This window comes from Pseudobutyrivibrio ruminis AD2017 (genome assembly GCF_000424305.1).
Lineage (GTDB): Bacteria > Bacillota > Clostridia > Lachnospirales > Lachnospiraceae > Pseudobutyrivibrio > Pseudobutyrivibrio ruminis_B.
In genome coordinates this window covers 28,946-50,648 of the sequence record NZ_AUJQ01000013.1, presented here as the reverse complement: position 1 = coordinate 50,648, position 21,703 = coordinate 28,946, and the positions used below count along the sequence as shown (strand labels likewise).

Sequence of the window (21,703 nt, the reverse complement as noted above, 5' to 3'; positions counted from 1 at the left end):
AGCATGTGAAGACATAAGACACACTGAGGGAATGAAAGAATTATATTCCCATAGAAAAGAAACCATAGAAAGAATATTTGGAACAGCTAAAGAGAATCATGGTTTCAGATATACACAGATGTATGGCAAGGCGCGCATGAGAATGAAGGTTGCGCTTACTTTTGCATGTATGAATTTAAAGAAGCTTGCAAAAATACAGCAAGAATGGGAATTGAAAATGGCCTAGAAATAGGTCTTTTGAACTAAAAACCAAAAATTAATCTTAGAAAAAAGAAAAGGATGCTGCAAAACGGTGTTTTGCAGCATCCTCTTTGTCTACAGTCTGAGAGATGGGAAAATATTCCCATCTCTAACACTAGTCATCCTAATCCATTACTTAGAAACTACATTAAACGGCTTAAGACTATAGACATCTATATTATCAATTTTTCCATCTATAGAAAGTGTATTCTCAACGTCCTTCGCCTTAAAGTACTTTGTAGTAAAGGTATACAGACCGTCATTGATGAAGATTTCAATGCTGCATGTATCAACAAAAATCTTCATGCTTTCTATTTTCTCCCCATTAGCTAGCTTTAGCTTTCTAGTTGTTCTGTTACTTCCAAGCTCCTTGTCTGTAAAAGAAAATACTAAATCATTGGCTAGCTTATTGTATTTGACATCAAAGCCCTTGTTGAACTGGATAGTAAAATCATCCTGTCCAAACTGAGACATATCTAATTCGTATGTCTCTACATCAGCAATGTCCTTAATGTCGATCTTTTTATCTCTCAAATCCTTGATTTCAGCCACTGGCTTCTGAAGAATCTTTCCTGACTTATTGTCGAAGACTAATTCACGAGGTAATGACAACATGTGCTGCCATCCATCTTCTACTGAAATGTCGTGACCATATTCTGCATCAGGCATACCCATCCATGCAATCAGGATTGTTCTTCCCTTTTCATCTACATATGTCTGTGGGGCATAGAAATCAAACCCGAAATCCCATTCTGTAAATTCGCCTAAAGCCTTGCCATCAGCCAATAAATCCGAAGTGGTATTAAAGTAACCAGATTGATACATATTCTGGTTGCTATACTCCTTCGCTTCCAATCCCTGAGGGGATACTGACAAGAACTGTTTGCCATCTACATAACATAAATCAGGGCATTCCCACATGTAACCGAAGTCTGCTTTTTCAATGAAGTGACTAAATTCCCAATTAATCTTATCCTGGGATTTGAAAAGGATAACGCAGCCTTCGTCATTCTTTTTTCTTGCCCCAAGTACCATGTAGTAAGTACCATCCTGGCACCATACCTTTGGATCTCTAACATGAAGAGTAAGATTATCTGGGTAATCCTGACTTCTAAGCAATATTTTCTTTTCGCTGGCCTTTATTCCATCCTGGCTAGTTACTAATATTGTATTGCTCTCTCTTCCCTCAAGGATGTAGTCGTAATCTCCAGGATGCTTTACGTTGCCTGTGTAGTAGATATACATTTGGCCATCTTCTACATAAGCACATCCTGAATAAACACCACTAACATCCTCTGGCATATCGGGCTTCATAAATACTCCTGAGAATTCATAGTTGATGAAATCCTTTGTGGAGTAATGACCCCAGTCCTTTTCACCGCCCTTAGGTGAGTCTGGTGAATACTGGAAAAATATGTGATGTATGCCATCAAGCTGGCAAAGACCATTAGGGTCATTAAGCCAGCCTGATTGTGGGAAAAGATGAAATCTAGGAGTTAAATATTTTTTATTGTTTAAACTCATCTAATTAACACCTTATTTATTTTGTTACTGTTAAAACCTTTTCACTGAAATCTGTGTTACCCATCTTTACATTGCTAACCTCAGCAAACTTTGGAGTGTTAGAAATGATAACTGGTGTAACAAGTGGATATCCAGCCTTTGTGATAGCGTCCATATCAAATGTTACAAGAGTCTGTCCGCAAGAAACCTTGTCACCCTGCGCAACGTGTGCTGTGAAGTGCTCTCCGTTTAACTTAACTGTATCAAGTCCGATGTGGATAAGAACCTCAACACCGTCTTCACTTACAAGACCGATAGCATGCTTTGTATCATAAAGCATTGCAACTGTTCCGTTGAAAGGAGCAACTACCTTACCCTCTGTAGGGTTGATAGCGATACCCTTACCAAGTGCTTCGCTAGCGAATACCTTGTCAGGAGCCTCTGTAAGAGGAATGATTTCACCCTTAAGTGGTGAGTAAACTGAATCTGGCTCTACGTTGATTTCACACTTTGTCTCAGTCTCAACTGTAGCTGTCTTCTCTTCGTCCTTGTAAAGAGCCCATGAAACTGCAAATGCTACAACTGAAGCAACTGCAAATGAAAGTAAATATCCTGGTAAGCAATCAGTTACAATAAGAAGTCCGAATAAACCTGTAATACCGTTTGCTGTAGCGTAAACGCCCATGATAGAAGCAACGCAAGCACCTGCGGCACCACCAACCATACCTGCGATAAATGGCTTACCGTAACGGATGTTAACACCGAAGATAGCTGGCTCTGTAATACCCATGAAAGCTGAAAGTGAAGCAGGAAGAGCCATTGACTTTGTCTTTGTATTCTTTGTCTTTAATGATACTGCAAGAGCAGCTGCACCCTGAGCAACGTTAGCTGCTGTAGCGATTGGCATCCAGATATTCATACCGTTATCTGAAAGCATCATCATTTCTATAGCGTTGTACATGTGGTGAGCACCAGCAAGTACTGTAGGGGCATATAAACCACCCATAAGTAAAGCACCAACACCGAATGGGATAGCGATAAGTGCCTTAGCACCTGAAAGTACCCATGTCTCAATCTGTGCAAAGATAGGTCCAATAACTGTCATAGCTAAGAAACCAGCTGCAAGAACTGAACAAAGTGGTGTTACGAATAAATCAAACATTTCAGGAACAATCTTGTGTAACTTCTTTTCGATAGTACACATTAACCATACTGAAAGAACGATTGGAATAACGTGTCCCTGGTAACCTACGTTATCAATGTTCCAAGCGCCAAACCAAGACCAAAGAGTGCTTGTTTCAGCACCGCTTGCTACTGTCCAAGCATTAACTAAGCTTGGGTGAATCATAATCATACCAATTACTGCGCCAAGATAGATATTTCCACCAAAAATCTTAGCTGCTGAGATAGCAATAAGAATAGGTAAGAATGTAAGTGCAGTATTTGAGAACATATTTACAAGATTATAGAAATATGAATCTGCCATTGATGGCCAAATCTGTACAAGACCACCAAGTAAACCATTTAAAAGACCTGTTGCTACAATAGCTGGAATAATTGGGATAAAGATATCACCAAGAGTCTTGATAGCGCGCTTCCACCATGGAGCCTTGCTTGCAGCCACCTGCTTAAGCTCTTCCTTAGTAGATGCCTCGATACCTGCGATATCAATAAACTCATCATAAACCTTATTAACTGTACCTGTTCCGATGATAAGCTGAAGCTGACCAGATGCATCAAATACACCCTTAACTCCTTCAATCTCCTCTAATGCTGGTACATTTACCTTGCTGTTGTCAGCGATTACTAATCTAAGTCTAGTTGCACAATGTGCAGCTGAGATTAAATTATCCTTTCCACCAATCTGTTCATAGATTTGGCTTGCACACGATCTGTAATCCATGTTGTTTCCTTTCTATTTCCCTTTAATAACTAAATAAAGAAATCGATTGAGTTTGTATGAAATCGATTTCATATCATGGTGACATTATATAACGGATGACGCAAAATTCCTATTAGTAATGTGTGATAACGATTTCATATATTATTTATATGTTTTTCACAAAAAATACTGCAAAAATTGATTTAGTTCCCTCTTACAAATATAATAATGGTGAAAACGATTTCATTTTATTTAGGAGAACACCAATGAACATAAATCAAATTGCTAAGCTTGCAGGCGTATCTCCTGCAGCGGTTTCCAGATATCTAAATAATGGATACCTTAGTGAACAAAAGCGACAGGCCATTGCCAAAGTAATAGATGAGACTGGATACATTCCATCTACCCAGGCCCAAACCCTTCGAACTAAAAAGACTAAAATTATCGGAGTCATTATTCCTAAAATAGATTCCGATTCCATTTCACAGGTCGTAGCTGGTATTGGTGAAGTCCTAAACGAAAAAGGCTATCAAATGCTTTTAGCCAACACCGATAACCAAGATGAAAAAGAAATAGAATTTATTAATACATTCAAGCAGAACATCGTTGATGGCATCATCTTGCTTGGAACAGTCCTTACCCCTAAACACAAGAAGGCTCTTAAGGACCTTACCATTCCCTATGTAGTCCTTGGACAGCAGACTGATATTTCCACATGCATCTTCCATGATGACTACACAGCAGCGTACGAATTAGCTGATTACATTGTAAGTAAAGGCCACAAAAACATAGCCTACATCGGTGTCACTGAAAAGGATATGGCTGTTGGCGTAAATAGAAAGAATGGATTCCTCGATGCGCTTAACAAGCACGGGATCAAGCCTTCAATCGATCTAATCAAAACCGGTAACTTTTATATGAATAACGGCTATAAAAATACTAAAGCTCTTCTTGGCAAGAATAAAAATATAGATGCAATATTATGCGCCACAGATACCATAGCTCTAGGTGCCATCAAATATCTAAACGAAAACAAAATAAAGATTCCTGATGATATTGCTGTTGCTGGATTCGGAGAAAGCAAGCCATCTTCTATTCTTTCTCCTAGTCTTACTACAGTGCATTTCTACTATAGAGAATGCGGAATTGAAGGCGCCACCTTCCTATTAGATAAAATCCTAAACCCAGACATCCCTGACAAGGCCATGAAATTAGGCTTTGAAATCATCAAAAATCAATCTGTATAACTTCTTATAAAAAAAGGAACGTTCCAATAAACGTTCCTTTTTTAGACTATATCATAACAGCTTACTTACATATAATAGCTGCTATCTCTTTTCTTGCGTGTAATCAACAATACAATTACACATCCCATTATGCTTATACCGATAATAGTGAATATCAATGTACCCATTCCACCAGTGCTAGGAAGTACAAGTCCCTTGTAGTTAAGCACTGTAAGAAGAACTGTGCTGCTCTCGTTAAGCTTCTTAGTGTCTGGAGTATCACCAATCTCATAGAAGTTCTTTAAGCTACCCTGATAGTACTGGGCTGCCTCAGAATCATCCATTCTAAAGATTGAGAACATTATATCTTCTGCTAAATCGTTGTATCCGCTAGGAGCCTTTGTCTCAGCGATGATGTAATTACCTTCTGCTAATCCGCTAAGCAATACACCATTTGCATTGGCTACTGATACAAACTCACCTGTTGATATTACTGTATTATCAGCTGTGTTATTAATAGCCTGTGTGTATATATTGAATATCTTAACAACTGTATCACCAGCTGCGTATTCAACACCTTCTGATGTGGTGCCAGCCTCATTATATTCTTCTGTGAGAACATAGTAGTTACTTGTAAGGCCGTCATTTTCAAATGTAGTTAACACCTCTTCTACATTTGCAACATCTGCAGGAGCTTCTGTATCCTCACTGCCTACTCTCATCTTCCATACATAAGTATCAGAATCTGCAGCCTTAAGGAATACATCACCTTCCTTATAAATCTTAAACTGAGCACCTGCTAAGAAAGAATCGTCCTTTCCATCCTTCTTAATCACACGAAGTGCGTATGTGTAACCTCTTACAACATCCTCTGTGCTATCAATCTCTCCAGTACTCTTTTCAAATACAATTTTAGCTGTATTGGTGTTGTTATCTGTTCCTACCTCTACAACCTCTGTAACTGTAGCCTTGTAATTAAGTGATACTGTTACTTCGCTAGGTGATACCCCCGCTGTAGCCATAAGTGTTTTAAGATATGACTTCAGCGCGCTAACATTAAAGTTTACAACTATTTCTGTAATACCTGTATCGTCTACACTATGACTAATGCTATAAAGTGTTCCTGTCTGAGGAACTGCATATTTACCAATCAGATTAGAAGCTGCATCGTACTTGTAATCAGCTTCATTATCCTTTGTAATTGGAATTGCATTCGCAACTGCTGAATCAGAAAATACGTAATATGAATATTCCCTTCCAAGCTCAAATGGTACATCAGCATATTGAACATTTGCAGAATCGATGCTGTATGTCAAATATGGCTCTTCATTTGTCAGTGCAAAGGATTGGCTCATAGTATCAATCATCTGCAATGTGTATTCACGGCCACCTGTACCAACTGTTGAACGGTCTCCATACATAGATGGAAGAGTTGCATCTACCTTGAAGGTTACAACTTCACCATAATTTACTGCATCAGAAACATCATGACCATTGATGCTCTTATCTATAGTTGCAACAACTTCCTTTAGGTAAGCTGTGAACTCGCTGATTACATACCAATCTGTATGTGGACCATTCTGATAAGGAATGATATCGATAACTACTGGTGTATATGCAGTACCGCCACTGTTTGTTGCGGCAATAATATATCTACCAAAGTTCATATCATTAAAGTATGCATAGTAGCTACCATCTTTCTCGTTAAGAGCGCTAACAACATCGCCTTCATTCATAAGCTCTGCCACTGTTGTATCCCTTACAAGTGTAGCTTCCATAACCTCTTCAGTAAGCATGTCCTTGTAGAACTCATTCTTCAGAGCCGATGTCATACTGTCTATATTCTTAGGAGCCTTATATGTGTCATCACTACTGTAGCTTGATGCTGCAAGCCATGCTGAAACTGCATCTGTATCCCAGGTAAGGTCATCATAATCCTTGTTATTATTGTTGTAGTACATATCAGCAATCTTATAAATCTTAATCTGATCTGCTGAATTATTAAGTACAACTCTTAGATTAGAAACTGCAGAATCACCCTTTACCTTTGTGATTGTAGACTGCTCCTCTTCGTTGTATACGTTATTTAATTTTTCCTGAGCAAAGTTTGCATCTTCAAGATAAATCTTATATGGCTTTACGATTGAATAGCTTGTGCTATCCTTTGAAAATGTCACCTTTGCAAAATAATAACCAACATCTCTTGGTGCATTTTTTCCTAGTGGAGTCGCACCAGATTCACTTGTGCTTCCGTATGTATTTGTCTTGTAATAATTAATTTCACCAACAGTGTAGCCTGTAGCTGCTGTAAAAAAGCTTGCGTTTGAATTATCTAATATAGCAGGAACTTGCTGTCTGTTATATACAGTATCCTCTGCCTTCAGTTCATACTGCATCTTATGGTCTTTATCGTATTCACAACCATCAATTGTACAGTTTGCTTCAAATTTATTATCAGCAGCTTTATAAGTAAATGAATAATCTGACTTGCAATTTACTACTGCTGAAGATGGGCCCTGTCCTCCATCCTTATCAACAGCTCTTACTCTGGCGTAATACTGAACTCCAGTTGAAAGTCCCTTTACCTGACAAGAGTTTGTTGAAACAGTCTTGTTATTATAATCACCTACGATTTGTGTAAAGTTCGCATCCCTTGCAATATCAATTCTGTATGAAGATGCACCTGTAACTGCATCCCATGTAGCATTAAGTGCAGCACATCCTTCAAGCTTAAGGTTTGTAGGTGCAGATACCGCAGCTGTAACACCTGTTACCGCATATACGTTAATGATACCTGAAGAGGCAGTGTTCTTAATAGTGATACTATTTACAAGTCTGGTTGTATCCAAATTCATAACACAACGTGTAAAATATGGACCTGCAGAAGTACTTCCGTTAATCCCCTCTCCTGATGATACACGTTTAAATGTTGCATTAGCATAATTTGTACTTGAATACCAATCTACAACGGTAAATTTAGATGTACTTGCACTACCAGATGAATAATTAATTGTTGTATTCATAGTAGCTGAGCTACCTGGAATACCACCTGCTGTTACAAGAAAATAAACCTTCTGATAAACTCCAACTGTGTTAAATGTAAAGGTTCCCGATGAACCAGGTGAAAGTCTCATATCATTATTAGATTTGTAATCACCAAGTGTCCAGCTCAAACCTGAAACAGTACCTGATTTATCTGTGACAATCTTGTTAGCTGGAAGACCACCTGTTGAGCTATACCCAGCAGAATAGAAACAGTTACCACCAATGGAAAGATTGTTCATCTGATCTGCTGCCGCCTGGTTATTAAGTGTCTCACCACTATCCATAATTACATCGGAATTAAAACCGCTTGCAATAGTCATTGGAATATATGAAACACTAGCAGCTTCTACTTTTCCAATTCCGCCAAATATATTTTCAGATATAGACACAGGAACCATAGCAGTCAACATAATGGCTGCTATGGTTCCTGCAAAAAATCTTTTCACTAATCTTTTTCCCATGGCTTTATCTCCAATTTCAAAAAAGCTTATAATACTCATCTTTGAAATCATTATAAAGCCACTCTTGTTACAAACTAGTTACACTATTTATCCATCTTTCTAACCAGATTGACGTCTACAAATCCTGTTATTCCGGCGATACTTTCCTTTGATGAATACTGCCATAAATCAGTCTTGCCTACATAGTTACACTCGGTATTGTATTGCGCAACCCATATATTATATTTTTCAAGACTTTGGGCATAAACCTTGTCGTAATACCAGGTTTTACTGGCATACACACCGCCTGTATAACCACTGTTGTTAATGGTTTCGCAAAAGGCTTCCAAACATCTGGTTCTTGTTGCCCTATCCAGATTATTAGCTCTACCATTTACGGCATTTTCCGAATCAATATAGATAGGTAATGTAATCTGATAACCCTGGCACATCTGAATAGCCATGGATGCTTCTTCAATGGCCTCCTGTTCCGTAATAGCCTGTGTAAAGAAATACACACCTACGTTGATTCCATTAGCAATTGCGCCCTCAATATTCTGTCTAAAATATGGATCTTCCACAAGCTGACCAGATAAAGACCCTCTAAATCCACATCTAATAATGGCAAAATCCACACCAGATGCGGAAACAAGGCTCCAGTCAATATCCTTCTGCCACTTGGAAACGTCGATTCCCATCTCACCTATATCGGCAACCGCTATAACACCATCTGGTCCAAACTCATATGGCAAACCTCCGATAATTTGATGACCAGTTACAGGTAGGGAATCCAGTCCAAAGTAATATTTCTTTCCATCTATAGTTTGCCAACCTGTTGTCTTAACCTCGCCATAGAAATATTCATTTCCAGCATAATCAGAAACATGAGCCTCCTTTTTTCCTTTTTTATCAAGAAACAGCTCGTTGCCAGATTTATCCTTCAGCTGGTCGTCGCCGTAAGAAATCTCCTCCACATAAACATTAAATGTTAATTCCTTAGTGGCTGTATTTCCTGGTGCTGTCTGATAAGTTACGATTATAGAAACTGGCACCTTGCCAGAAAATTTTTCTCCTACATATTCTAAATCCACCTTTGTTCCAGTGGGGCTAGAAAGCTGTAGTACACTTGGGTTGTTGCTATTCCAGCCGATTGATTTTACAATGCCTGCCTTATCATCAACTACCGCCTCTACGCTGATTTTGGAAGATTTTTCGATACCCGTATTGTAAAGGAAAACCTCCTTAGGAACAGACACCTTGGAATCCTCTATTTCTATGCTCTTTTGTTCGTTCAAAGCATAGCTGTCAGGAAATCCACTGATATCCACCTGCTCCTTCAATACCTTTTCTCGTTCATTGTAGATACTAGGAAGAAGTGGTGTTGTATTGATGTAAGTGTTCTCAACTTGGGTTTCATTGATGGCAGAGTCTTCCTTATCAACATCCACATCATCAACGGTAACCACCTGAACATCTACCTGATGAAAATCCTCTTCGTCCATTTCAGGCACAACGGCAGCTTCATCGGCCACCACCTCTTCAGTGACTACTTTTTCTGCCGTCTCCTCAGGCTCCTGCTTACGAACCCTTGCATATATAATTACCCCAATAAACATCAAAACCATTGCTGCAGACAAAGCTATAGCAATGGTTATTGTTTTTCTGTCCTCCATACCTCTCCTTTAGAATAACTTTATTCCTATGGCTGGTAAAATTGTTACAAGCATAACAAGTATTGATACTACAAAGGAAACAATTGCAAATATCAGCACGTTGTTCATTCGTTTCTTAAGAGAATTTGATTTGTTGTCGATACCGAACAAAGCCTGATTTTGCTTGGCGTTCTCTTCGATAATAACTGCCTGGACATTTCTATATGTTTTTATTGCTTCGATGTTGGTCTTTTCCATGATGTTTTCATACATGGCTCTAAAATCGACATTAAGTCGCTCGTCGATGACCTCTTTCATGGCCTTAACTTCTGCTTCCATGGCATCAATTTTCTTGAACTGACGCATAATCTGGTTAAGCTGCTCATCATCAAGCTTTGCAGAATCCACCTTTATATTGCTAGGTGCAGGCTCAGGATATTTCACCGGTGGAAGAATAATTGGCCTTGGCTCCGGAAATTCAATGTCGTCAAAATGAGTTTGCATGCCAAGAGATTCTTCGATTTCTTCCAGCTCTTTAAGCAGTGAATCTATATCCTTCTTTATCTCTGACTCCAGTACCTCAGGCTCAGACTGTGCCTCTATCTCGGCTTCAACCTCAGCCTCACTTCTTTCCTGCAAAACCTGGTCCACACTTATAGTATCATTTACATCCAAATCTTCCATGTTTTCATCGTCATTGCTGAACAGAATCATCCTTAACCTCCCCCTTCATAATCATGTAGGTTACTGTAGTTCCAACCCCCTCGGTACTAGCAATAGATATCTTTGATCTATTCATTTCAAATAAGCGTTTTCTGATGTCCAAAATACCAGCATTGGCAATATCCACTTCAAGTTCCTTTGAGTTAAAGCCCAAACCATCGTCCTTTACTGTAATTTTATAACAATCTGGCATTTCACGCACGTATATTTTTATTGTTCCACCGCCAACCTTCTTAGTAACGCCATGGCGAACAGCATTTTCAACAACTGGCTGCAATGACAATGGTGGAATCAGAAATTCATCATTATCGATACTGTATTCAACCTTTAAATCACCAAATCTTAGCATCTCTAGCCACAGATAGGTTCTTGTATGCTCTAACTCCTCAGAAAAAGGAATCAGCTCCTGGTCAGTTATCGTATCAAGATTTCGTCTTAGATACTTTGTAAATTTATCGATAGCATTTTCTGCAACCTCTGGATTTTTCTTGATCAGATATTTGATATTTGTTAGTGAATTAAAAATAAAATGTGGCTGCAGCTCTGAAATAATCAAATCAGTCTGCATAATAGTATCATCCATCTTTTGCTCAACAATATGCTGCTCTCTTGTAACATGGATGGCTATAAACATAATCAAAAAGCTGATTGTAAGCGCCGCATAAAACATAGAAAAGCACTGACATTTTAATGCTGCAAATAGTATAACAAATGGAAGCGCTATAAATAGATAAAGTGCTATACAAACTGTGCTTTCCAGAGTACCCGTCATCTGATTGTATATAATTCTGAACAGTATATAGATAACAAACAGGCAGCCAATCAAAACTACAAAGAAAAACAGCTGTCCTTGTGTGTACTCACCTTCTCTTGAGATTTTAAATGCGTAGCCATGAATAAGAGATGATATCCAAAAAAGAATCATGATTACGCAAATAGCAAAAGGAATGCTACGAAACAGCGGTCTTCTTCCTCTTTTTCTTGTAATCAACTTATCCACATAAAGATTAAATCCTGACAAACTTACGAACGTAAAAGAACCCTGAAGAATGACAGAAATACGAAGTAATGTAAGATGGGATGAATCCCCGGAAAATACTATGGTGCCCATATCTGCAAGCAAAACCAGGGCGTTCATTAGTAAAAGAATCGGGAAGTATTCGTTCATAGCATTTCTTTTACCTAATAAAACGCCCACCAGAATAACAAACGTAATTAAAACGGATAGCATGTCCAATCCTACGCCCATTAATTCCATAAGTCTTACCTCTTCAGATCAAAGCGTATTGTTATTCGTTTCTCTCCTGAATAACTACATGTAAATAAAGTCATATCCCACTGGCCAGCCAGCATTTCATCTATCTGGTCTGGGTTAAGATTCTCCATAAGCTTGCTTTCATAAACATATTCTGTTCCATCTAACATGGTCAGCTTAGCAGTAATAACTTCGTCCTTTCCAAGAAGATTGAAGTCACCAAACTGACTGTCATAGTTGTGGCCAACTATAACAAGATTTCCATTTTCTCTTGTCCCATGATAAACACAAGGTGTAGTTTTCATATCCGCATCGGTGTATGTAGAAAGCACTGGTAGCTTAATACCAAAGCGATCCACCTCAATAACACCTATATATTCTCTGCCATCTGCAGGGACTATAGATTTTTCAACCACAGGCTCTTCCACTACCTTAAATGTAGATGTGTCTCCAACAGAGGTAACCTCCGTTACATTACCCTCTGCAACATTTTCGTTATCGCCCATGTTTGAATCATCCGTCACTTCACCCATGCTTGCTATAATTTCATTGTTGGCTCTGACTCTTTGAATATCCTGATATACATGAACTGCGCCAAAACAAATACCGCCAACCAAACATGTAAGGGACATTATAGTGATATATCTGACTATTTCCTTCCTATCATCTTGGGCTGTCCACAGAGCTCTAAAAATAAATCCTATTAATCCAATGAATAAAAGAATATATTCCAATCTAAATACTCCTGCCTCTGGAAGTAATGCTCCACCTCTACTCCACTTAATCGTATTTGTTCCAAAATCATATACCATGAAATATGCTGCAGATGTATCCATAAAGAATGATGTAAGGTCCATTACATTAATTCCTGCAGCTGACAGATTGTTGTAATAATCTGTGCCAAGTGCACCAACTACAGCATCAGTGTTTATCTCTTCAGCTGCCATGGTTACACCAATAAGGAAGCTTTCCGTTCTAAGAAGAGCGCCCTCAACAATAATTCTAGCTTCGTCCTCCATATAAAGGTTTCTGTTGATGCGAGCTGTATCTATTCCACCTTCAGCATTTACAGTTTCGCTATAGCTTATATTGTTGTGGATAACAATGTATCCATTTACCTTAAGCACTGCCCCATTTCTAAGGAATACACCTGCTCCTGGGTCATCTGCTGTAGCACCAAGCAATGCCACATTACCAGTCAGACTTGTTCCCACATCCACTGAACCAACCAAAGAAAGCATTGCCCCTGATTCCACTCTAATCATAGAGCTAACTGAAACCTGGTCCTCTGCAATGAAACCATTTATAGAGCAGTCATTAAGAATCAACTCACCGGCACCTACTGCAAACATAGTGCCATCAAATATAGTATCTGCTCCACCTCTGGTGAAGTTAATATTATTTATCTGTACAACAGGACTATAGCCGTTTGAATTTTCTGTCATGCTATAGGTCTGTGATATTGCAACGTTTGTAATTGCTGGGTCATTGATGGAAATAATAGTCTTTGCTCCATCATTATTTCTACTCATATTTGTTGCCGCCTCAAAGGCTTCTGCAAATGTAGAATAGTAGAATTCGCTTTCGCCCAGTAACTGCAGGGTTACCTTGAAAAGTGCATTGGATAATCCGTATCCGCGCACCTCATATCCACCAATTAATACTGACATTTCAGCCAATATCATCTTTTCTGGACATACCAATGCTCCTGCATTTTCTGAATTAAACAAATCATCATAGACAAAGAAACCACCATTAACTGTAAGCTTCGAATCTGTGTCAGCTATCGTTCCAGCTGAATTTACCAGATATGCATTGTTTACATTTATATCTGTAAATCCATGACACACTGTTCCGCTTGAAATATTGTAATATCCTGATTCAAATGTAATCTTATCTGAACCTGCAAAAAGAATACTACCTGTTCCTGATATTCCTCCAGGTCTGGTGTTGTCAGCTCCATAATCAACGGATGGGGCCATACTATCCCTTAGTGTTACTGTGCTGGAAGCAAAATCTATAGATGCCCCGGACTCAAGTGTAACCTTATGGCCCTTCATATCAATTTCAAATGTACAGTTGTTCACTACTGCCATAGAAGATGATATGGTTAGCTCATCCTTTATTTCGATTACTGGGATATAGTTCGAATCACCATCACTATGAACCTGGTCGGCAATGTCTTTTGCACCATTTAGCGCTTCCTCCAATGTAAGGAATTCGCCCTTCTTTGCCTCTCCTGCAATACTATAATTAATGACAGCTGCATAGTCTTCCTCTGCACCTATACATTTTTCGTACTCTTTTGCACATACAAGGCAGTTTAAATCAACATGGCCCTCTCTACATTTTTTCTCACAGGTACATACCTCTTCGTATGCACACTCCTCATAATTTTCCTTACAAACTGGACAGGTTTCATCCACAGAATCCTCGGTACAAAGCTTAGAACATGTACATTCTAATTCTTCCTCTGTACCTGTTTCCTCTTCTACTCCTACCGAACACTCTTCATAGTTCTCTGAACATACGGGACATTCTGAATTGAATTCTTCCTCTGTACATTTGGTTTCACAGATACATTTTGTCTCTTCTGGATCGTCCCCAGTTGTAATGTCGCCTTCTCCAGGATTTTCTGGATTTTCAGGATTCCCTGGGTCCTCTTCTTCACCTGTAGCTTCCCCATTTTCAGTTTTAGTTACAGCGTCACCTGAATTTTCATTATCGCCTAAGACTATTAAGGGGTCATTTGAATTAGAATTACCTTCTGTTCCACCACTTCCTTCAGTTCCTTCAACGCTAGCATTCGCGCCCGCGCCTGAACCTGTATCAGCGCCTGCTGAATCCGCACTGTCGCCTCCTTCAGTTACAGTAACATCGGCTCCCTCGCCTTCAGGTGTTCCACCGGTTTCCTCGCTAAAAGTTATACTCTCTTCATATTCCTGCACTTCTGGCTCGGCCCCTGCTTCCGCATTAGGGTCTGCCATTACACTTACAGTAATCTTATTCGAAAAAATGAACAGAATAAGCATAGAGCCTGTAATGCATATCAATATGTAGTTCATATACTTTTTCCAGACTCTTTTAAGCATAACTACTTTCCTTTCTTGGACCTTTCAACAATATCCTCACCGATATTGATTTCCTTCTTGAAATAAGGATTTAAATCCTCTGGAGGAGGTTCTGGTGTACCTCTTTCCATTACATCAGGTATATCGGAGAAAAATAGATTAAATTTATTTTTCACGCGGTCGAAGACTGACCAATCCTGGTCTACCTTTTCAAGTACCTTGTCGTCCCAAATTCTGCGCTCCTCATCTTCTTCGCCATAATCAACCGACTCATCATAGAAATCAAATTCATCCCAAGGTCTTTCATCATCATCCTCAGTCAATTTGTTTTCATGGATTAATGTGTCGTCCCATCTTCTTTGCTTTGCTAAAACATCAGCTGCTACTGTTACATTTTCTGTCTCCCAGTTTGCTCTTGTAGACATTTCTGAAACCTTAATTGCAGCCTTATAAACTTCTTCAATATTGTCATCCCATGGTCGCAAATAATACTTTGGCTTTACAACCGGTGGGAATATAAGAATAGGCAATCCTACAAACAGGAAAATCGAACCCATTGTAACTGCGATAACATTTACAATCTGTTCTCTGGTCATGCCATAATTTTTAGTTTCTGTGTTCTCTATTGCTTCTTCGGCTTGTTCCTTTTCAATTCTTACACCTCTAATCATCAGACGATGAGTGTTTTCACCATAAGGTGTACAGGTAACAAGTGTCACGTAATCCATTTCCGGATCGATAGCAAGAGGTGACATATCGTTTGGTAAAACTGTCACTATCTGATCAACCTGATAAAAATGCTCTTCACCTAAAACGATAACTGAAAATACATCAGATACCTCCATTCTATCCAGGTTTGTAAATAGCACCGCACTAGGAAGTCCTCTATGTCCCGAAAGACCACAGTGTGTACCTTTACCACCAACAGGAAGGGAGGTACCTTCAATATGACCTACATATTTCTGTAAGACATCTTCAGTTGTTCCATGATAAACAGGAAGATTCAGTCCTAATTTATCAATCTTCAGATAACACATCATTCCGCTTCCATCGATGTTCAATGTGTTCATGTACTCCTGCTTCATCTCTTCAGTCATGTCTGCGAAACGACCTACGGGGTTGGATTGTAATGTTGTGTTGTAGCTTTCAGATTCCTCAAAGAATTCTTTTCTTGTTTCCTCGTTCATCTGCGCTACTGTCTCATCATATTCGCTGATTGATTTCGAACTGTTCCTTTGATTAAAAAAATCAGATATATTAGGGTACAAAAGAATACCTAGTCCTACTACGAAGACTAGGACTAAAAGCAAATTCATATAATTGAATTTCCTTCCTGCTCCCATCGTGCCCCTCAATACCTATATTTTAAAATAGGCAGAAGACAGATACCTGCCTCCTGCCTATATACGTCAGATACTACATGTATGTTACGTTAGATTTTCTTTGCTTTACAACTATTAGTAGTATTACAGCTGCCATCAGGATGATGCCAATGATTGTGAATAATAATGTACCCATACCACCAGTACTTGGAAGTGTAAGTCCTTGGTAGTTCTTTACATTAATTCCATAAATACCATCTGAGTAACCCTGATAGTAATTGATTACTGGATTTCCCTCACCATCTTCTTCTTCGAGTGCTACTGCATCTACGATTGTCTTTTCTGGATCGTTAGGGTCAACCTTGTTAGCTGAATAGAAGATTGCGTCTGTTTCGTATGCTGCATTTTCTGTCATAGCATGCTGCTCAGCACTAATTCTTCTAATTTCAAATCTCATTGCTTCTGTAAGAGCATTGTAGCCTGTTGGCTGCTTTGTCTCGATTAATACATATGAAGCATCCTCTAAACCATCAAGTAATACACCATCTTCTGTATCAACTGAGCTGATAGTATTATCCTTAATTGTCTGGTAATCTGCGCCTGTCGAATCCTTATCAACCTGATCTGGAAGTGCCATCTGCTTGTATACGATTACCTTATAGTGGTCGTAGTTAATACCATCTTCGCCAGCTTCTACTGGTACATATCTAAAGTATGTATTAAGTCCTCCTTCGAATTCAGCAGTTTCTGCTAAATTAAGTGTTGCAAGTGATGTACCTGCATCATCTACTGGAGGTGTTGTTGATTCTGAAGCATACTCACCATTTTGAGCATATGAATCAAACTTATAATACTGCCATGTAGCTGATGTTGGCTCAGCTGAAAATGTTGCTTCTGTTGCACCTTCTGCTGATGTATCAGGTGTGTAAACATATGCCTCTTTGTAAAGCTTAAATTCTGCACCAAGTAAGTACTTGTTTGCTACTTCACCATCAGTCTTTACTAATCTGATTGCATATGTGTAAGCTCTAACTGTATCTTCTACTGGTGTGTAGTGTCCAGCTATATCGCTTCTATACCATAACTTTGCAGTATTGGTATTATCTTCTGTTCCAGGTAAGCACTTATCTGTAACAGTTGCATCGTATGTAAGAGCAACATATTTCTGATTTCTTGTCCACTTGCCTGTTTCGTTATCTAAATCTACAAACTTAGAATAGTTAAATGTAATTGCAAAGATTGGTCTATTATCTACTCTTGATAATGTTCCAACTGATTCAACACCTGTTACTTCCTGGTAAGCATTAATAACTGAAGAATCTGGAGCGGCCATAACAGCCTGCTCTGATGCTGCTGAACCGTCTGCAATCTTTCTTAAAATACCTTCATTGTCGTTATATACATACCATGTGATTGTCCAAGAGTTTCCATTAGGCTGTGCATATTTAACTAAATAATAGCCTGCTGTATCTTTGCTGTCTCTGAACCAAATAGTACCTGTCTTTTCAACAGTCTTATATTCTGGAGCGATTAAAGCTGTATAATAATCAGCTGGTACTTCTGTCCATGACTCTGCATTAGTAGCGTCATTACCCTGGTAAATCTTAAGTGTTGTAGGATCTAGTCTAAAGGCTTCTGACATATCATCAGTAATACTGAATGTGTAATTTGCATCCCAGTCATAGAGTGTATATGCATCGCCATCATCCTTAGTGTAAACTACACCACCGTCGATTGGATAATACTCTGGTACTTCACCTACGACTTCAAAGTTTACAACCTCACCTGTTCTAACTACATCTGACTTACCCATGTTGATGTACTTTTCGATTGTAACATCAGCATATTTAAGTGTAGCCTCAAGGTCACCTGTTAAGTAGTAAACACCCATAGGTCCCTGAATTTCTGGTGCAGCTGAAAGTGTAAGTACTGAATATGAACGATTAAGTGTTGGGTTTTCGCCCTTTACTAAGTAGATACCATATTCAACATCTTTAATTGTTGCATAGAACTCTTTTGTTGTAGGGTTCTGTAATGTTGTAATCTGGTTGCTTGCTATCTTGTTGATAGAACCAACACCAGACTTATCCTTTGAATCATAAACCCATGTAAGGAAATCTGTCTGTTCCTTAGCGCTAAGCTTTGTAAACTGGCTAGGGTCTGTAGGAATATTATCGTTTCCTGTATCAAGACTGTAGTTTCCTAAATAGTTGTAAAGGTTAGGAACCCACTCAACGTCTGTAAATGTCTTTGTCTCATCATCGTATGAACTTGTACCAATCTGGTATACATTAAGTACATCACCTTCATCTCTAAGATGAACTGTAAATATTGCTTTGCCGTTAGGTACTGCCTTCTGAGCACCAACGTTTATTCCCTCACTGTTTCCAAGGCTAATAGTTGTGGCTGCGTTAGAAGTAAATGATAAGCTAAGTGTTAAGGCAACCATCATTACTAATGCCATAAATGATGCTGCACTATTCTTTAGCTTTCTATTTCTTGCAATTACAAAGATTATTGCACAACCCATAACTAATATACCTATTAATGTGAATAACAATGTACCAATACCACCTGTACTTGGAAGTGTAAGTCCACTGTAGTTCTTAACTGTAAAGTGATAGATACCATCTTCGTTATCATCTACTGTTAAGTTACCTTCTGCATCTTCATATTCATCTGACATGAATCCTGCGTAAGAGTTTCCTCTTTCTGTATACTGTTCGTTTGAAAGCTTATTTACTTCAAAGTAAATAGCTGTGCTCATCTTGTTGTATCCACCTGCAGGAGCTACCTTCTCAACCATGAGATACTTGTTAGGGTCAAAACCTGTAAGTGTAATACCTTCTTCTGTAGCTACTGATGTTGTATCAGCCCAGAATAATGAGTATGCCTCTAAGTGCCAGTGACCACCAGAATGTACTCTACATTCGCCTGCCTCTACCCACTTAGGTACGTAAATTACGAATCCATCCTTGAAATCTTCATGTGAATCCCATTTTGTGCCATTTTCCCTGTCGGTTGTTGCCATAGGAATCATGTAGTCAAGTAATGCATTTCCGTTATAATTATCATGTAGATCCTGTAATGTGCCTGATGTATATACATCAGAGAAATCATATTTGTTAGTAAACTTATCTGCTGTTAAGTACTGTCCAAGAGCTGGAATAGCTTCACCTAAAGTACCACGAATTATAGCTGGATCAGTTAGAGCCATCTTCTGAGTTAATTCATACTTGAATACCTTCGTTAAGGTATCAGCATATAATGTCTTTGAACCAGAATATCTAGCTGTAGGATTTGACTCAGCAGGGTCAATTACTGGGTAGTCTACATCATCATAGAAACTGAATGTATTATAAATACTTTCAACTGGTACTGTTGTCTGTGAAGCATTTGAAGCACCACCACAATACTCAACATCAAATCTATAGATATCAAATACTGCACCTTCCAGGTATGGTGTCTTATTATCCGCGATTGCCTGTGCCTTTTCCTCTTCTGTCATGTCAAGGTATTCATCGTAAGCATTACCATCAACCTTGACGATGTTAGCACCGTATGTCCATGCAACTACTTCATCATCAACTGAACCGATTGTTCCAGTTGTATCTTCAACGTAGTAAACTGTAACCTTATTAGTATTGTTATCATTTCCTAAATATGCATCATCATTTACTAATGCGTCGTATGTTACAGAAACCTTTGCAGGTACTGTAAAGTCTTCGCTCATTTTGTATGCTGCTTTTATTGCCTCTGATGCATTTGCTCTAAAAGCTGTATAAGTGTCTGGATTCATCAACTTCTCGTAATCCATTTCGATACCGATAAGTGATTTTGATGTCTCAGAAACTGTAAACTTTGTAGCATTTGTTGATGTAATATAAGCTGTAGGAATTTTGTCGTCTGTTCCAAGCTTATTATTAACTGTATTTAAGTCACTTGTGTTAAATACATATTTTCCATTAGTCTTTGACTTTGTCATTGGGTAGCTATTAAGCTTACCACCATTGTTTGTCCATACAGTAATCTGGTTATCAGATATAGGAGTGATATAGAAATATTCCTTTGTATCCTGGCCTTCTGAATAAGTTACAGGATAGCTAAATCCGATAAGCTGTGCAGAATATGTTCCAGCTGCATCATTTGCTACTTTGTTTCCATAAGCGTCGCCTGTAAGTGATGCTGGCACATGGAACTCATTACCGTTTGCGTCAAAGAATGTAAGCTTTGCTGATGTAGCAATAAGAGTAAATCCCTTGCTCATATCATCAAATGCGTTTAACTGTGTATATGTATATTTATTATTAACCTTAGTATAAAGAGGAATGTCATAATCAACTGTAAAGTTTACGATTTCGCCTTCACGAATGATATCATTGTCGCCACCATTAATTTTCTTTACAACGCTAATTGATTCATTCTTTAATGTAGCTGTCTTTGTGTTGTCGATATACCAATGTCCTGAAGGACCTGTCTGCTCAGGTACAAGATCAACTACAACTGGCTGATATCCCTGGCCTGCTGCTCTTGCAGGGTTAGAAGCATCTACAAAATATAAACCAAATGGCAATCCTGAAATATCATATGCTAAATCCCAAGAGCTTTCTGTTACGCCAGTTGCGATAATTTTTGCTGGATCAGCTGTGCTTAAATTAGTAGAAGCACCAAGAACTTCGTAGTTTGGTGTTGTACCATTTGCTACGGCTGTTCCGTTTACGCCACCTGCTGGAGTAAGCTTGCCAATAGCAGTTGCACTCTTTTCTACTGAAGTTGCATATTCGTTCTTCATTGCATTAACAAGAACGATAAGCTTCTTCTCGCGTTCTGCCTTTGCTGCTGCCTCAGCTGCTACTCTGCCTGCCTCTGAAAGGTTCTGGTCAACGGTATATGCTCCAAGAGTTGCTGGTGTTGCATATTCTGCGTCATCTGCGAATAATGCATTGTTAGCAATAAACTCTGCAACCGGAGCTGCCCACTGAATATCAAGAGAAGTAATTCCATTCTCTGTATTCTCAGAAGGATTTAATGTCACCAGATTATACAGATTAAAACTATCATTTGCTCTTTTTACTGTAAGAGTAAATCCAGTAGTATTTGTTGTATCAGGTGCTACAGAAACTTCTGTGTGATTAAATTCCTGATTGCTTACACTTGTACTTCTTTTGATTAATGTTGTGTTGCTATCAGCACTAACTACGAGTACTGAGCTAAAGCTAAGTACTAAAAGAGTAAGTAATGCAGCTAATCGCTTTCCTTTTCCTTTCATGATTTTTTCCTCCTTATCTGACGTATATCGATTTTATCTCTTGCAGAAATAGACAAAATTCTTTTCTATATGCCA

At 38.7% G+C, this 21,703-nt stretch carries 11 protein-coding genes; 2 read left to right on the top strand and 9 right to left on the bottom strand.

Going from position 1 to position 21,703, the window contains the following annotated elements; translation table 11 throughout:
* Nucleotides 1-226, top strand: a 226-nt coding sequence (locus tag G611_RS14550) for a transposase (protein WP_242824275.1), incomplete at its 5' end; no start/stop codon positions are given.
* A gap of 146 nt (nt 227-372) precedes the next feature.
* Here G611_RS14550 and G611_RS14545 read toward each other — a convergent pair.
* Nucleotides 373-1,764 carry a glycoside hydrolase family 32 protein gene (locus G611_RS14545; RefSeq protein ID WP_051195195.1) on the bottom strand — a complete coding sequence of 464 codons (1,392 nt, stop codon included), beginning with the start codon at nt 1,762-1,764 and terminating at the stop codon, nt 373-375.
* Between the two features lie 16 nt (nt 1,765-1,780).
* Nucleotides 1,781-3,646, bottom strand: coding sequence for a PTS beta-glucoside transporter subunit IIBCA (locus G611_RS0109365; protein ID WP_028243399.1), 1,866 nt, complete (start codon nt 3,644-3,646; stop codon nt 1,781-1,783).
* Nucleotides 3,647-3,891: 245 nt separating this feature from the next.
* Between G611_RS0109365 and G611_RS0109360 the strand changes: the two genes are divergently transcribed.
* Nucleotides 3,892-4,872, top strand: coding sequence for a LacI family DNA-binding transcriptional regulator (locus tag G611_RS0109360; RefSeq protein WP_028243398.1), 981 nt, complete (start codon nt 3,892-3,894; stop codon nt 4,870-4,872).
* A gap of 65 nt (nt 4,873-4,937) precedes the next feature.
* Here G611_RS0109360 and G611_RS0109355 read toward each other — a convergent pair whose 3' ends face one another.
* The 7 genes from G611_RS0109355 to G611_RS0109325 all read right to left on the bottom strand — a co-directional run bounded on the left by G611_RS0109355 (nt 4,938) and on the right by G611_RS0109325 (nt 21,628).
* The gene (locus tag G611_RS0109355) at nt 4,938-8,357 is read right to left on the bottom strand and encodes a SpaA isopeptide-forming pilin-related protein (protein ID WP_196801565.1); all 3,420 of its coding nucleotides are present in this window, start codon (nt 8,355-8,357) and stop codon (nt 4,938-4,940) included.
* Nucleotides 8,358-8,440: 83 nt separating this feature from the next.
* Nucleotides 8,441-10,009, bottom strand: a complete 1,569-nt coding sequence (locus G611_RS15410) for a GH25 family lysozyme (RefSeq protein WP_051195194.1) — start codon at nt 10,007-10,009, stop codon at nt 8,441-8,443.
* Between the two features lie 9 nt (nt 10,010-10,018).
* Entirely contained in the window at nt 10,019-10,702 is a 684-nt protein-coding gene (locus tag G611_RS0109345; RefSeq protein ID WP_028243396.1) for a hypothetical protein, read from the bottom strand.
* A complete protein-coding gene (locus G611_RS15405) occupies nt 10,683-11,969 on the bottom strand; it encodes a sensor histidine kinase (protein WP_051195193.1) in 1,287 nt (428 codons plus the stop codon). The genes G611_RS0109345 and G611_RS15405 overlap by 20 nt, the downstream gene beginning before the upstream one ends.
* Before the next feature lie 5 nt (nt 11,970-11,974).
* A complete protein-coding gene (locus tag G611_RS0109335) occupies nt 11,975-15,031 on the bottom strand; it encodes a sortase domain-bontaining protein (RefSeq protein WP_207636294.1) in 3,057 nt (1,018 codons plus the stop codon).
* Nucleotides 15,032-15,060: 29 nt separating this feature from the next.
* Nucleotides 15,061-16,353 carry a class C sortase gene (locus tag G611_RS15400; RefSeq protein WP_196801564.1) on the bottom strand — a complete coding sequence of 431 codons (1,293 nt, stop codon included), beginning with the start codon at nt 16,351-16,353 and terminating at the stop codon, nt 15,061-15,063.
* 100 nt (nt 16,354-16,453) lie between these two features.
* Nucleotides 16,454-21,628, bottom strand: a complete 5,175-nt coding sequence (locus tag G611_RS0109325; protein ID WP_028243394.1) for an LPXTG cell wall anchor domain-containing protein — start codon at nt 21,626-21,628, stop codon at nt 16,454-16,456.
* Between the last annotated feature and the right edge of the window lie 75 nt (nt 21,629-21,703).